Source organism: Klebsiella sp. Lac1, from assembly GCF_009825425.1.
Lineage (GTDB): Bacteria > Pseudomonadota > Gammaproteobacteria > Enterobacterales > Enterobacteriaceae > Klebsiella > Klebsiella electrica.
This window is the reverse complement of record NZ_VJZJ01000001.1, coordinates 247808-262672: the sequence shown is the minus strand read 5'-3', so window position 1 is coordinate 262672 and position 14865 is coordinate 247808. Positions and strand designations below refer to the sequence as shown.

General features: G+C 57.2%; 12 protein-coding genes and 1 pseudogene. 12 read left to right on the top strand and 1 reads right to left on the bottom strand.

The features are described from left to right. Positions 1-10: 10 nt before the first annotated feature. From hutX to ybaK, 11 genes and pseudogenes are all read left to right on the top strand, one after another. Entirely contained in the window at positions 11-505 is a 495-nt protein-coding gene (gene hutX / locus FNY10_RS01205) for a heme utilization cystosolic carrier protein HutX (RefSeq protein ID WP_141965190.1), read from the top strand. Then, positions 505-1128, top strand: a complete 624-nt coding sequence (gene chuY, locus FNY10_RS01200) for an anaerobilin reductase (RefSeq protein WP_160702138.1) — start codon at positions 505-507, stop codon at positions 1126-1128. Before hutX ends, chuY begins: the two co-directional genes overlap by 1 nt. 51 nt (positions 1129-1179) lie before the next feature. Further along, positions 1180-2172, top strand: a complete 993-nt coding sequence (locus FNY10_RS01195; protein ID WP_416309017.1) for a FecCD family ABC transporter permease — start codon at positions 1180-1182, stop codon at positions 2170-2172. Then, on the top strand, positions 2169-2939 hold the full coding sequence (locus FNY10_RS01190; RefSeq protein WP_141965193.1) for a heme ABC transporter ATP-binding protein: 771 nt from the start codon (positions 2169-2171) through the stop codon (positions 2937-2939). The genes FNY10_RS01195 and FNY10_RS01190 overlap by 4 nt, the downstream gene beginning before the upstream one ends. Positions 2940-3145: 206 nt before the next feature. After that, positions 3146-4540, top strand: coding sequence for an MFS transporter (locus FNY10_RS01185; protein WP_004858838.1), 1395 nt, complete (start codon positions 3146-3148; stop codon positions 4538-4540). Positions 4541-4646: 106 nt separating this feature from the next. Beyond that, entirely contained in the window at positions 4647-5678 is a 1032-nt protein-coding gene (locus FNY10_RS01180) for a LacI family DNA-binding transcriptional regulator (RefSeq protein WP_141965194.1), read from the top strand. Between the two features lie 10 nt (positions 5679-5688). Beyond that, a complete protein-coding gene (locus FNY10_RS01175) occupies positions 5689-6672 on the top strand; it encodes a nucleoside hydrolase (protein WP_142255924.1) in 984 nt (327 codons plus the stop codon). A 60-nt stretch (positions 6673-6732) separates the two neighbouring features. Next, positions 6733-7349 (top strand): annotated as a pseudogene (locus FNY10_RS01170) (MgtC/SapB family protein). Between the two features lie 75 nt (positions 7350-7424). Beyond that, positions 7425-9926, top strand: a complete 2502-nt coding sequence (copA, locus tag FNY10_RS01165; RefSeq protein WP_131047531.1) for a copper-exporting P-type ATPase CopA — start codon at positions 7425-7427, stop codon at positions 9924-9926. A gap of 51 nt (positions 9927-9977) precedes the next feature. Continuing rightward, positions 9978-10772 (top strand): TraB/GumN family protein, encoded by a 795-nt coding sequence (locus FNY10_RS01160; RefSeq protein ID WP_141965195.1) that lies wholly within the window; start codon positions 9978-9980, stop codon positions 10770-10772. A gap of 201 nt (positions 10773-10973) precedes the next feature. Then, positions 10974-11453 (top strand): Cys-tRNA(Pro)/Cys-tRNA(Cys) deacylase YbaK, encoded by a 480-nt coding sequence (gene ybaK / locus FNY10_RS01155; protein ID WP_100683188.1) that lies wholly within the window; start codon positions 10974-10976, stop codon positions 11451-11453. 131 nt (positions 11454-11584) lie between these two features. Here ybaK and ushA read toward each other — a convergent pair whose 3' ends face one another. Next, positions 11585-13237: a bifunctional UDP-sugar hydrolase/5'-nucleotidase UshA gene (gene ushA / locus FNY10_RS01150; protein WP_100683187.1), complete on the bottom strand. Its 1653-nt coding sequence runs from the start codon at positions 13235-13237 to the stop codon at positions 11585-11587. Between the two features lie 163 nt (positions 13238-13400). On the opposite strand from ushA, the gene FNY10_RS01145 reads away from it, so the two are divergent. Continuing rightward, a complete protein-coding gene (locus FNY10_RS01145; RefSeq protein WP_141965197.1) occupies positions 13401-14621 on the top strand; it encodes an MFS transporter in 1221 nt (406 codons plus the stop codon). Positions 14622-14865: the final 244 nt, after the last annotated feature.

Below are 14865 nucleotides of genomic sequence, written 5' to 3'. Positions count from 1 at the left end.
GGAGTAATTTATGAGCCATGTTTCTTTGCAGGATTTTTTAAAGACCGAGCCGGACGGCACGCTGGAAGCGATCGCCGAGCGGTACAATATCCCCCTTCTGGAGGTGGTGCGAAACCTGCCTTCTCCGACGCTGGTCTCCGGCGACCGCTTTGACACCGTCTGGGAAACCGTCTGCGAATGGGGCAAAGTCACCACCCTGGTCCATACTGCGGATGTCATCCTTGAGTTTACCGGCGAGCTACCTTCCGGCTTCCACCGCCACGGCTACTTCAATCTGCGCGGTAAAAAGGGCATGACGGGGCACATCAAGGCAGAAAACTGCACGCATATCGCCTTGATCGAACGTCAATTTATGGCAATGGATACCGCCTCCATCCTTTTCTTTAACAAGGCAGGCAGCGCCATGCTCAAAATCTTCCTTGGTCGCGATGAGCACCGCCAGCTACTGAGCGAACAGGTCAACGCTTTCCATACCCTGGCCGCCGCTCTAAAGGAGCATGCCTGATGACGCCATGGTTACTCTTCGGTCCCGGCGGCAGCGGCGTCGGGGCCCACACGCTGGAGCGCGCGCTGGCCGAACGCCGCCCGGTAATTGCCGTGGTACGCAACCCTCAGACCGCCGCTGAGCGACAACAACAAGGCGTACAGGTTTTCAACGGCGATGCCTGCGATGCGAGCATCGTGGCCAGCGCCTGTCGGGCCGCCGGGCCGGATGCCCTCATCATCTCATCAATGGGCGGATCGCAGGATTACCTGGCGCACCGTACCGTTATCGATGAAGCCGAAAAAGCAGGCATCCGGCGGATGATTCTGGTGACCTCGCTGGGCTGCGGCGACGGCTGGCCCTTTCTCTCAGCACGTGCGAAGGCCGCTTTTGGCCAGGCCGTGCGCGAAAAAACGTTGGCGGAAAACTGGCTGCAAACCAGCACACTGGATTACGCCATTCTTCGCCCCGGCGGGCTGCTCAGTGGTGAAGCGACCGGTAAAGCGCTCAGGATACAGAATCGGGAGTGCCACGGCTTCGTGCGCCGCGCGGATGTCGCCACCCACATTGCTGAACTGGCCGCGGCGCCAGCACTCAACAACCAGATCTACAGCCTGGTTGAACCTGAACTGAAACCGGCGTAATCCCCTCACGGCGCGGAACATCCGTGCCGTAAAGACGTAATGGAGTTTCGCGTGCTCAAGGATTCACTCTCTTCCGTCAGCGTGCTGGCGGGTCTTTCACTGCTCCTGATCGCGCTAGTGCTGCTCGGCGCCAGCCAGGGGGCGCTGCACATCAGTTTCAGCGTCCTTCTCACTGAGGAGTATCGTGCTATCTGGCTGAACATTCGCCTGCCGCGGGTTCTGCTGGCGGTACTGGTCGGCGGCGCGCTAGCCACGGCGGGAGTCATTATGCAAGGCCTCTTTCGTAACCCGATGGCCGATCCCGGCCTGCTTGGCGTCAGCAGCGGCTCTGCGCTGATGGTCGGGGTGGCGATTGTACTGCCGTTTTCGTTTCCCGTGATTCTGGCGCTATATGAGCAGATGATTTTTGCCGTGGCGGGCAGCATGGTGGTCTGTACGGTAATCTTCCTGATCGGCCAGCGCCACAGCCACGGCGGCATGATGCCGCTATTGTTAGCCGGCATCGCCATCAACGCCCTGTGCGGCGCGGCGATCGGCGTGCTGAGCTATATCGGCGATGACCAACAGCTTCGCCAGCTCACCTTATGGTTGATGGGCAATCTTGGCCATGCCCAATGGCCTACGCTGCTGGTAGCCGGTTCATTTGTCCTGCCAGCGATTGCCGCAACGATCTGCCTCGCCGGAACGCTGAACCTGCTGCAGCTTGGCGATGAAGAAGCGCACTACCTCGGCGTCAACGTCAAATGCAAACGCCAGCAGCTACTGTTGCTCAGCTCGCTGCTGGTCGGTGCCGCCGTATCGGTAAGCGGCGCGATCGGCTTTATCGGGCTGGTAATCCCGCATCTGATTCGCATGACCACAGGGGCAGATCATCGCTGGCTGATCCCCTGTGCTACTCTGGCTGGCGCCTGTTTACTCCTGCTGGCCGACACCCTGGCTCGCACCCTGGTACAGCCTGCGGAAATGCCCGTCGGCTTGTTGACCAGTCTGATCGGCGGCCCCTATTTTCTGTGGTTGATACTACGCAGCCGGAGGCCGTCATGATCGAGACGCAAAATCTGGTTTATATCGCCGGGGGCCGGCGCCTGACTGACGATGTCTCCCTGACCTTAACGGGTGGAGAGATCGTCGCCATTCTCGGGCCGAACGGCGCTGGAAAATCCACGCTGCTGCGCCAGTTAACGGGCTATCTGAAACCGCACAGCGGGCGCTGCGCGCTGCTGGGTAAACCGTTGGCAGAATGGTCGATAAGCGAACTGGCAAAGCGCCGCGCGGTGATGCGTCAGAATAGCCAGATGGCGTTTCCTTTTCGCGTGCAGGAAGTGATCCGCATGGGCAGACATCCCTATGGCACACATCATTCCGCTGATGAAACGGAGTACATCATGGCGTTGTGCGACTGCCGCGAGCTGGCCTCCCGCGACTACCGGCGGCTCTCCGGCGGCGAACAGCAGCGGGTACAGCTGGCGCGTCTGCTGGTACAGCTCTGGGAGCCCGTTCCCTCCCCCAAATGGCTGTTTCTCGATGAACCGACCTCCGCGCTGGATATTCACCACCAGCAGCACCTTTTTCGCCTGCTGCGTCAACTGGTACGCGAACGGCGGTTCAACGTCTGCTGCGTGCTCCACGATCTCAATCTTGCCGCGCGCTACGCCGATCGTGTCGTGCTGATGGAAAAAGGCAGGGTTGTTGATAATGGTCAGCCGCAGGCGGTATTGAAACAGCGGGCGCTGAACGCACTCTACGGCGCTGACATCACGGTGTTAAACGATCCATCGAACCACTCACCGCTGATCGTCCTCGATCGGTAAAGCTTGTGGGGCATCGATTCCGGTGCTCCATTTTCTGTAACAATTGCCTGTTATAAGTGATCGCTTTCGCAATCCTGACTCTTTCATCTTTCAATTCTACGCGGGTAGATCTATTAATTTACCGAAAAAATATAATATCTACGCGGGTAGAACATAAAGCGTTAAAACCTGCGACTTTTGTCGACAGCTTACTTCAAGGAGTTGTTATGAACACGCATTCATCCTCTGTTCCCCTGACTGACGGCCAGCAGGCTGCCCAGGAGCGCATGGAAACACCCGAAGGGCGCCGCGAATTCTGGCGAGCGACGTTTTCCTGCTGGTTAGGCACCACGATGGAATATGCCGATTTTGCCCTCTACGGGCTTGCCGCCGGCATTATCTTTGGCGATGTCTTTTTTCCGCAGGCTACCCCTGTCATGGCGCTTCTCTCCAGCTTTGCCGCCTATTCCGTTGGTTTTATTGCGCGCCCCATCGGCGCGCTGTTGTTTGGCTGGATAGGCGACCGGCACGGGCGGAAAATTGTCATGGTGATCACCATCGGCCTGATGGGATTCTCAACCATGCTAATCGGCTTAATTCCCAGCTACGCCCAGATTGGCGTATGGGCGCCGGTGTGCCTGGTTATTCTGCGATTCTCTCAAGGGCTGGGGGCCGGAGCAGAACTCTCAGGCGGCACCGTGATGCTCGGAGAATACGCCCCCGTGAAGCGCCGCGGGCTGGTCTCTTCCATTATCGCTCTCGGCTCCAACAGCGGCACTTTACTCGCCTCTCTGGTGTGGCTCGTCGTCTTACAAATGGACAAAGATGCGTTGCTCAGTTGGGGATGGCGCATCCCTTTCCTCAGCAGCATTCTCATCGCCGCGACGGCGCTGTTCATTCGCCGCCATATCCGTGAAACGCCGGTCTTTGAACGGCAAAAAGCGCTGCTCAAGGCCGAACGTGAAAAATCGCTGCGCCGCGGCCAGGTAATGAAACAACACGACACCCGTAGCTTCTGGCGACGCACCCGTGCGTTCTGGACGATGGTCGGCTTACGCATCGGCGAAAATGGCCCTTCCTACCTCGCCCAGGGCTTTATCATTGGCTATGTCGCCAAGGTTCTGATGGTTGATAAATCGGTCCCGACGGTGGCGGTGTTTATCGCCTCGATTCTGGGATTCGCCATTATTCCGCTGGCGGGCTGGCTTTCCGATCGCTTCGGTCGACGCATCATCTATCGTTGGTTCTGCCTGTTACTGATCCTGTACGCATTTCCGGCTTTTATGCTGCTCGACTCCCGTGAGCCGTGGATTGTTATCCCCACCATTATTACCGGCATGGGGCTCGCTTCGCTGGGTATTTTCGGTGTCCAGGCGGCCTGGGGCGTTGAGCTGTTTGGCGTGACTAACCGCTATACCAAAATGGCCTTCGCCAAAGAGCTGGGCTCGATTATGTCGGGCGGTACCGCGCCGTTGGTGGCCTCGGCGCTGCTCTCGTTCTACGGGCACTGGTGGCCTATCGCCGTCTATTTCTCGCTGATGGCCGCCATCGGTCTGGTGACCACCTTTTTCGCTCCGGAGACGCGCGGGCGCGATCTCAATTTACCTGAGGACGCGATTTGAGTACGGAGAACGGCGAGTGCGCGTGCGTTACCAAAGATTTTTGGCTGACAACACCTTATGCTGTGCGGAAAAGAGAATGCTCTGAACTCAACCAGGTAGGTGCCCCGTGACCCAATCACATTCACAGCGCGTAACACGTTCCGATGTCGCAAAGGAGGCGGGAACATCTGTCGCGGTCGTGAGTTACGTTATTAATAACGGTCCACGCCCCGTTGCTGAAACGACCCGACAGCGCGTGCTGCAGGCGATTAAGAAAACCGGTTACCGGCCCAATGGTATCGCCCGCGCGCTGGCCTCGGGGAGCACGCAGACATACGGGCTTGTGGCCCCGGATATCTCAAACCCGTTTATTGCCTCCATGGCGCACGCCCTGCAGCGCGAAGCGTTTGCTGACGGTAAGGTGCTCCTGCTGGGGGATGCGGGAGATAACAGCGGACGAGAGCGTGAACTGATCAACAACATGCTCAATCGCCAGGTCGACGGCCTGATTTATACCAGCGTTGACCGGCACCCGTATATTGAGTTGATTGCAGAGAGCGGCACGCCCTGCGTGATGTTGGATCGCGTCGATGCCGGATTAAACGTCAGCGTTATTCAGGTGGATGAACAGCTGGCGGCCTGGCAGGTGACGAAACATCTTATCGAGCACGGCTACCGCGATATCGGCATCATCTGTGGTCCGCGTGAAATGCTCAACACCCAGGATCGTATTCGGGGATGGCAGTTAGCGCTGGAAGAAGCGTCGCTTGCAGTCACCCCTGGCTGGATTTTTTCGACCAATTACACGCGGGCAGGAGGCTATGAGGCGACAAAACGTATGCTGCAGGGTAAGCCGCCGCGCGCGCTGTTTGCCACCAATGAACAGCAGGCGCTGGGCTGCTTACGCGCATTGGCAGAGCACGGGCTGCGTGTGCCCCAGGATGTGGCGCTGGTCTGCTTTAACGCTACACAAGAATCGGCTTACAACGTCCCTTCCTTAACGGCCGTCCGCCAGCCCGTCGACAAAATGGCCCAGGCGGCGATCGACATGCTGAAAAACTGGGACGGCAAGGTTCGCCGCGTTGAATTTGAGTTTTATTTACGAGTGGGAGAGTCGTGTGGCTGCCAGGGACATGAAGTACAACCTGAGACAAGATGAAAATGAATCCATGCGCGTGATTATCGACTGCGACCCGGGGAACGGCGTTCCGGGCGCCAATATCGATGACGGCCTGGCGCTGGCGCTGGCGATTGCCACCCCGCAAATCACCCTGGAAATGATCACCACCGTGGCAGGCAATACGCCGGTAGAAACCGGCTATGCCGTCGCCAAAGCCCTCGTCCGTCAGTTGGATATCCCCGTTCCGGTCTACCGCGGCGCTGCCCGCGCCCTAAGAGAAGACCCGCAGCCCTGGCGCGAAAAACTCGATCGTGGCGTCGATCGCGCTGGCTTACGTCAGCTATGGTCGGACGTCCCTGTGCCGCCAACGTGTCAGGCCGCGCAGCCTTTGGCACCGCAGGCCATCGGTGAGCTGATCTGCAACCATCCCGGCGAGATAACGCTGATTGCCACCGGGCCACTCACCAACGTGGCGATAGCGCTGCAACTCTATCCCGAAATCGTTCATACGGTTAAAAACATCGTGATCATGGGCGGGGTGTTCAACGTTGCCGGCTATATCAAAGACACCAATTTTGGTTTGGATCCTGAAGCGGCACACGCCGTACTCACCAGCGGCGCGCCTGTCACGCTGGTGCCGATGGATGTCACCACGAAAACGCAAATGCTTCATCGCGATCTGGATCGTCTGACTTCGGTAAAAAACGGGCTTAGCCGTTACCTGGCCCAGACTGTTCGCCCGTGGATCGCCTACTCGATTCAGACCCGCAACCTGCCCGGATGCTGGATCCATGATGTTGTAACCGTTGCCTGGTTGCTCGATCCGACGATGGCGACGACGACAGAAGATTACCTCGACGTCTCTCTGGAAGGCATCACTCGCGGTATGACCTGCCGCTACGGCCGCGACGGCCTGCGCCTGGACGTGGGTATTCCCGAGCCGCAAGGCGCGAGAGTACGCATCCTCGAAAGTATCGATAACACCCATCTTCTGGCGCTGCTCGAACACTATATTCACCGTTACCGCGCCTAGCATTCCGGCACTGGCAAGAGAAATACCATGCCTTCGCGGGCAGGGTTTGGCGGAGGAAAAATGAATACGTTGGCGGTCATCTTATCTGGCGAGGGAGAATCTGTTTTCATTACGCTATGCAAAATTGGCGTGGCTTTTATTCTCGGCGGAATCATCGGTCTGGAGATAGAATCAAAAGGTAAACCGGTTGGTTTTAAAACCTGCGTGATTATTTCCGTAGCCAGCTGCGCCCTGACGATTGTCTCGATCAGTCAGCGGAGTATTACGCTGAGATCTTCGCCAATATCCGCAGCGATCCAATGCGCCTGGCGGCACAGATCATCAGCGGCGCCGGTTTTTATCTGCATGCTCTTCTCGCCACCGGATTATTTCTGCTGGCAATCAAGCTCAGCTATTGCGTTATTTTTTTACAAACTAAAAATCAGTCACCCGGTAAAGTAAAAATCCGCATTATTCTTGATGAAACATCCGGCTTAGAAACGTTAATAGCGAGTATTACGCAGCAAAAAAATATTATCGAAACCATCACCATTCATGATTTAAAAAAGGAAAACAGGGCTCAACCTCAAGATGGTGGTGAGAAAAAAATGACTTTACCCGAACGGTACCGCAGCCTTCCCTCTCTGGAACATGTCTGCGCGATTGCGCTGGAACACGAAAAACGCCGTCGCCAATAAACACCTTGACCTTCCCCTTGCTGGAAGGTTTAACCTTTATCACAGTCAGTCATCCCTGTCATAAAGGAGTGTGTTATGTCTCAAACTATCGACCTGGCCCTGGACGGTTTGTCCTGCGGTCACTGCGTCAAACGCGTGAAAGAAAGTCTCGAACAGCGCCCGGACGTTGAGCTGGCGGAAGTCACCGTCACCGAAGCACACGTCACCGGTAGCGCCAGTGCCGAAGCGCTTATCGACACGATCAAACAGGCCGGTTACGGCGCAGAGTTAAGCCACCCAAAGGCTAAACCGCTGGCGGAGTCATCAATCCCGTCGGAAGCACTGACAGCGGTCTCTTCTGAGCTTCCGGCAGCGACGGCTGATGATGAAAGCCAACAGCTGCTGTTAAGCGGCATGAGCTGCGCCAGCTGTGTTTCCCGGGTACAAAATGCGCTGCAAAGCGTACCGGGCGTCACGCAGGCACGGGTAAACCTCGCGGAACGCACTGCGCTGGTTATGGGCAGCGCGTCCGCCGCAGAATTAGTCCAGGCGGTGGAGAAGGCAGGCTACGGCGCGGAAGCGATCGAAGATGACCAGCTTCGCCGCGAACGCCAGCAGGAAACCGCTATCGCCACCATGAAACGATTCCGCTGGCAGGCGATCGTTGCGCTGCTGGTGGGGGTGCCGGTCATGGTCTGGGGCATGATCGGTGACAATATGATGGTCAGCGATGATAACCGTTCCCTGTGGCTGGCTATCGGGCTTGCTACCCTCGCGGTGATGGTCTTCGCCGGCGGCCATTTCTATCGCAGCGCATGGAAAAGCCTGAAAAACGGTACCGCCACCATGGATACGCTGGTGGCGCTGGGAACCGGCGTAGCATGGCTCTATTCCATGAGCGTCAACCTGTGGCCGCAGTGGTTCCCGATGGAGGCTCGCCATCTCTACTATGAAGCCAGCGCGATGATTATCGGTTTAATTAACCTCGGTCATATGCTGGAAGCCCGCGCCCGTCAGCGCTCCTCAAAAGCGCTGGAAAAACTGCTCGACCTGACGCCGCCGTCGGCGCGGGTTGTCAGCGAAGAGGGTGAGAAAAGCGTGCCGCTGGCCGAGGTTCAGCCGGGGATGACCCTGCGCCTGACGACCGGCGACCGGGTTCCGGTGGACGGCGTGATAAGCCAGGGCGAAGCCTGGCTGGATGAGGCGATGCTGACCGGCGAACCCATTCCGCAACAAAAAGCGGATGGCGACACGCTGCATGCCGGCACCGTGGTCCAGGACGGCAGCGTTCTGTTCACCGCCAGCGCCGTCGGCAGCCAGACGACATTGGCCCGCATCATTCGCATGGTGCGTCAGGCACAAAGCAGCAAACCGGAAATCGGCCAGCTGGCGGATAAAATCTCCGCCGTGTTCGTGCCGGCCGTGGTGGCTATCGCCCTGTTCAGTGCGGCAATCTGGTACTTCTTCGGACCGGCGCCGCAAATTGTCTATACCCTGGTGATCGCCACCACGGTGCTGATTATCGCCTGTCCTTGTGCGCTGGGTCTGGCGACGCCAATGTCGATTATCTCCGGCGTGGGCCGCGCGGCGGAATATGGCGTACTGGTTCGCGATGCCGATGCGCTCCAGCGCGCCAGCCAGCTCGATACCCTTGTTTTTGATAAAACGGGTACCCTGACCGAAGGTAAACCGCAGGTTGTGGCGATAAAAACCTTTGCCGATGTTGATGAGCCTACGGCGTTACGTCTCGCGGCGGCGCTGGAGCAAGGCTCCAGCCATCCGCTGGCGCGGGCGATCCTCGAAAAAGCTGCCGATAGCCTGCTGCCGGTAGTCGATAACTTCCGTACCCTGCGCGGACTCGGCGTCAGCGGCGAGGCCGAAGGCCATGCCCTGCTGCTCGGCAACCAGGCGCTGCTCAACGAGCAAAAGATTGCCACCGCCGCCGTAGAAAGCGAGATAGCCGCCCAGGCATCGCAAGGGACAACGCCAGTGCTACTGGCGATCGATGGCCAGGTCGCCGCCCTGTTCGCTATTCGCGACCCGCTGCGCGACGATAGCGTCGCTGCGCTGGCTCGTCTGCACCGCCAGGGCTATCGTCTGGTGATGTTGACCGGAGATAACCCGACGACCGCTAACGCGATTGCCAAAGAGGCAGGCATCGACGACGTGATTGCCGGCGTGCTGCCGGACGGCAAAGCTGACGCTATCAAGCGCCTGCAAAGCCAGGGGCATCAGGTGGCGATGGTCGGTGACGGCATCAACGACGCGCCGGCGCTGGCCCAGGCCGACGTCGGGATTGCGATGGGCGGCGGGAGCGATGTGGCGATTGAGACGGCGGCCATCACCCTGATGCGCCATAGCCTGAACGGCGTGGCGGATGCGCTGGCGATTTCAAAAGCCACGCTGCGCAACATGAAGCAGAACCTGCTGGGGGCCTTTGTGTACAACTCGCTGGGGATCCCCATCGCCGCCGGGATCTTATGGCCGCTGACCGGAACTCTGCTTAACCCGGTGGTAGCCGGTGCCGCCATGGCGCTCTCTTCCATTACCGTGGTCAGCAACGCAAACCGGCTGCTGCGCTTTAAGCCGAAGGACTAGATGTTATGACCCATACGCGCTAGCATGAAGGCTTCACACTACGGAGCGCGTATGGGCCTGTTAAACCGAATAAAAATGCTGTGGCGTGCCGCCGTCGGCGCGTCTTATTCCTGGCCCGCACTGGATATTACCCTTCCCGGAGAGCGCTATTTGCATCTGGTCGGCAGTATTCATATGGGCACCCGCGATATGTCCCCTCCCCCCGCCAGGCTGCTGAAAAAAATTCGTCAGGCCGACGCCCTTATCGTTGAGGCGGATATTACCGGAAACGAAACGCCCTTTGCTGGCCTCCCCGCCTGCCCGCCGCTGGCTGAACGTTTAAGTCCACAACAGCTCGTCGAACTGGAAAGCCGGGCTGCGGAACTTGGCTTGTCGACGGCGCCGTTTGACAGCCAGCCGCTCTGGCAGGTCGCCATGGTGTTGCAGGCAACCCAGGCGCAGAAGCTGGGGCTGCGTGCGGATTACGGTATTGACTACCAGCTGCTGATGGCGGCGCGTGAGAGTCACGTGCGGGTCATGGAGCTTGAAGGAACCGACAGCCAGATAGCGCTGCTGCGCGACCTTCCGGATGGCGGACTGGCGCTGCTGGCGGATACGTTGACCCACTGGCGCACGAATGCCCGACTTTTGCAGGTGATGATCGGCTGGTGGCTGGAGCAGCCGCCCGCTAAAGGCGTCACCACGCTGCCGACAACCTTTAGCCAGTCGCTGTACGATGTGCTCATGCACCAGCGTAACCAGGCGTGGCGCGAGACGCTGCTGGCGCTGCCGCCGGGGCGCTATGTTGTCGCCGTCGGCGCGCTGCATTTATACGGTGAAGGGAATCTGCCTGATATGCTGACGTAAAAAAATGGCCAATATTTCTATTGGCCCGTCAAAGAGGAATTTCATCATTATTATTATCCCGGAATTGACATTCCGGCTCGTTCGATTGTCGCTCAAAGCGACCATCACTGCCAATACTATTGCGCAAGATAGTACTATTTTTTACACATTCAACAGGCGTATGCTGACAGCACATGAGATCGGTTGGTAAGAAGGATAAGTATGACTCCCGCCGTTAAGTTACTCGAAAAAAACAAAATTGCTTTTAAGATCCACAGCTACGATCACGACCCCAATGAAACCAACTTTGGCGACGAAGTAGTCCGCAAACTGGGGCTGAATGCAGACCAGGTTTATAAGACGCTGCTGGTTGCAGTCAACGGGGATATGAAACATCTCGCCGTGGCGGTGACGCCGGTAGCCGGACAGCTGGACTTGAAAAAAGTGGCCAAAGCCCTCGGCGCGAAGAAGGTGGACATGGCGGATCCCATGGTCGCCCAGCGTACAACCGGCTATCTGGTCGGCGGCATCAGCCCGCTCGGGCAGAAGAAACGGCTACCGACGCTGATTGATGCCCCGGCCCAGACGTTTAACGCCATTTATATTTCTGGCGGCAAACGCGGGCTGGATATTGAACTGGCGGCCAGCGATTTAGCGAAGATTCTCGACGCCAAATTCGCCGATATCGCCCGCCGCGATTAATCACGCTTCAGCGTAGACAGACCGGGATAATCCCGAAGGCGGCGCGTGGCGTCTGACCAGACGACGGATCCCCCCGATCGTGGCAAATCCGTAGCTCGCTCAGCGCCGCGCCGCCGGGAAATCCTCGCGCGTTACTGCCAGCTCACCTCGCCTTTCGGCTCATAGGCGGCCGCATCCAGCGGTGAGTTTTTCTGGATATACTCTTTCAGCACTTCGGCATCGATAAAACCGGTATTCACATAACCCGGCTTATTGTCGATATGCGGATAGCCGTCGCCGCCGGTACCGTTAAAACTCAGCGTCGCCATCCGGTAAGTCTTCGTCGGATCGACCGGTTCGCCTTTGATTTTCAAATCATTCAGCTTGCCGTCTTTCGCCACGAAACTGACGTTGGCGAACTGCGGATAGGCGCCGGAGTCTGGTTTCATCTGCGCCACGGCGGTCAGATATTCCGTCACTTCCTTGCCGCTCATATCGACATACACCAGCACGTTGCCGAACGGCTGCACCTTCATGACATCTTTATAGGTAATGTCCCCGGCTTCGATGGAGTCGCGAATACCGCCGCCGCTCATCACGGCAAAATCGGCATTGCTACGCGCCATTTGCGCCGCCAGCAGCAAACGTCCCATATTAGTCTGCACGAAACGCACCTTGCTGCGATCGCCTTCAAGATGCCCGTTCACGCTGCCCACTTTGACCTGAAGCTGGGCTTTGCCTTTATTCTGGAATGGCGTCAGCAGCGACATCATCTGCGGGTTTTCCGGTATTTGCGGCGTATAGAGCACCCGCTCGCTCTGGCCGTTATCATAGGTCACTTTCTTCTTCAGGTTGACCGGGATCAGCTGATAGTGCACCAGCTTCATCTCGCCGTTGCGGAACTCAAAATCGGCGCGTCCGACATATTTCCCCCACTCATGCGCCTGCACGATCCAGATCCCGTTCTGTCTGTCCGGCGCGCACGGCGTGCCCGGCACATAATCGACCTGTTTTTTATTCTCAGAAGCCATACAGACCGGGTCCTGCGAATGGCCGCCGACGATCATCGCCAGCGCTCCTGCCGGCAGGCTGCGCGCCATTTCAACATCGCCCGGGGCATTAGAACCATGATTTCCATTGTCATAATGGCCCATGTGAGTGGTTGCCAGAATCACATCCGGTTTTTCATTTTGCTGCAGTTCCTGGATAACCAGTTTGGCCTCGTCCGCCGGTTTGCGGAATTCGATGTCGGTGAAATACTCCGGGTTGCCTATCTTCGCCGTGTCATCGGTGGTCAGGCCAATGACCGCGATTTTTAACCCGCCGCGTTTGAACAGCGCCCAGGGTTTAAACAGACGCTCACCGGTACTTTTTTGGTAAATATTGGCGGAGAGGAACGGAAACTTTGACCACTTTTCCTGCTGGCGTAACACGCTGAGCGGGTTATCAAACTCGTGGTTACCTACCGCCATCGCATCATAACCAATCAGGTTCATGCCGCGAAAATCTGGCTCCGCATCCTGTAAATCGGACTCCGGTACGCCGGTATTAATATCGCCGCCGGATAACAGCAGAACGCTGCCGCCCTCAGCGGCGACCTCTTTGCGAATCCCGTCGACCAACGTCTTTTGCGCCGCCAGCCCATATTCGCCGTAATCATTACGCCAGAAATGCCCGTGGTGATCGTTGGTATGCAGAATAGTGATTTTATAGGTTTTATCCTGCTCATAAGCCCGTGCAGATAAGCTTCCCAGAGACAGTGCGGTAAATAGCCCCAGTGCCACCGCCCGTTTTAAAAAATGCATCTTTCTCTCCCTGACTTAATAAACAAGTGCCGAAAGTATAGCGAGTTACGTCGCCAGGCAAATATGTTTTGCGCATTGAGTCTTCCTTCACACCTCAGGGACAGGTATGTTAGGCAGATAATAATTTCATCTGCATCCACAATGACGCTCTTAAAGTGAACCTATGGCGACGAATCAGACTGTTCAACCCTTATCCGGCCCCGCTGCTGCGCCGCAAAAAGCACGCACCTCGTTTGGTATTCTGGGCGCAATCAGCCTGTCCCATCTGCTGAACGATATGATCCAGTCGCTGATTCTGGCGATTTACCCGCTGCTTCAGTCGGAGTTTTCCCTGACCTTCGTGCAAATCGGGATGATCACCCTGACCTTCCAACTGGCCTCTTCGCTGCTTCAGCCGGTGGTCGGCTACTGGACCGATAAACATTCGATGCCATGGTCGCTGCCGATCGGCATGTGTTTTACGCTCTGCGGCCTGGTTTTGCTGGCGCTGGCGGGGAGTTTTGGCACGGTCCTGCTTGCCGCCGCGCTGGTGGGGACCGGTTCTTCGGTCTTCCACCCGGAATCGTCGCGCGTGGCGCGGATGGCCTCCGGCGGCCGTCACGGACTGGCGCAGTCGCTATTCCAGGTTGGCGGTAACTTTGGTAGCTCTCTGGGCCCGCTGCTGGCGGCGGTGATTATCGCGCCCTACGGCAAAGGTAACGTCGCGTGGTTCGTCCTGGCCGCGCTGCTGGCCATCGTCGTGCTGTCGCAAATCAGTCGCTGGTATGCCGCGCAGCATCGGATGAATAAAGGTAAACCAAAGACCGTCGTCGCCAGTCCGCTGCCGAAAAACAAAGTGATTCTGGCGGTCGGCATCCTGCTGATGCTGATTTTCTCGAAATATTTCTATATGGCGAGTATCAGCAGCTATTACACCTTTTATTTGATGCATAAATTCGGATTATCGATCCAGAATGCGCAAGTTCATCTGTTTATTTTCCTGTTTGCCGTTGCCGCAGGTACAGTGATTGGCGGGCCAGTTGGCGATAAGATTGGGCGTAAATATGTAATTTGGGGCTCGATCCTCGGCGTAGCCCCCTTTACCCTCGTTTTACCCTACGCCACGCTGGAGTGGACGGGGATTTTGACCATGATCATTGGATTTATCCTCGCCTCGGCATTTTCGGCTATTCTGGTCTACGCTCAGGAGCTGTTACCGGGGCGTATCGGCATGGTTTCCGGTCTGTTTTTCGGTTTCGCATTTGGTATGGGGGGGCTCGGAGCCGCCGTTCTGGGGCTGTTAGCGGACCACACCAGTATCGAGCTGGTTTATAAAATCTGTGCTTTCCTGCCACTTATCGGCATATTGACGATATTCCTTCCTGACAACCGTCAAAAATCCTGATTATCCGGCGGCTAAAGTGAAACTTTGGCCGCGGTAATCCCTTATCCTGCCAGCACTCGCGCTCATTAGCTGCCGTAGTTTTCCGATCTGTGCCTTTTTGCAGTTAAATTCCACTTTTCTGCATAATTCAACAATTATTCATAAACAAAATGGCTAAAACTGTCATAAACTATTACTCGGTTTTTTAGGTTTAGACACCGCACCATCCGCGTTGCAGCGCGGCAGCGAGTGTGCATCCATGGGT

Bases quoted from the DNA above. Each gene is read 5' to 3' on its own strand.
- hutX (WP_141965190.1), top strand. From the start codon at position 11: ATGAGCCATGTTTCTTTGCAGGATTTTTTAAAGACCGAGCCGGACGGC.
- chuY (WP_160702138.1), top strand. From the start codon at position 505: ATGACGCCATGGTTACTCTTCGGTCCCGGCGGCAGCGGCGTCGGGGCC.
- FNY10_RS01190 (WP_141965193.1), top strand. From the start codon at position 2,169: ATGATCGAGACGCAAAATCTGGTTTATATCGCCGGGGGCCGGCGCCTG.
- FNY10_RS01185 (WP_004858838.1), top strand. From the start codon at position 3,146: ATGAACACGCATTCATCCTCTGTTCCCCTGACTGACGGCCAGCAGGCT.
- FNY10_RS01175 (WP_142255924.1), top strand. From the start codon at position 5,689: ATGCGCGTGATTATCGACTGCGACCCGGGGAACGGCGTTCCGGGCGCC.
- copA (WP_131047531.1), top strand. From the start codon at position 7,425: ATGTCTCAAACTATCGACCTGGCCCTGGACGGTTTGTCCTGCGGTCAC.
- FNY10_RS01160 (WP_141965195.1), top strand. From the start codon at position 9,978: ATGGGCCTGTTAAACCGAATAAAAATGCTGTGGCGTGCCGCCGTCGGC.
- ybaK (WP_100683188.1), top strand. From the start codon at position 10,974: ATGACTCCCGCCGTTAAGTTACTCGAAAAAAACAAAATTGCTTTTAAG.
- ushA (WP_100683187.1), bottom strand. From the start codon at position 13,237: ATGCATTTTTTAAAACGGGCGGTGGCACTGGGGCTATTTACCGCACTG.
- FNY10_RS01145 (WP_141965197.1), top strand. From the start codon at position 13,401: ATGGCGACGAATCAGACTGTTCAACCCTTATCCGGCCCCGCTGCTGCG.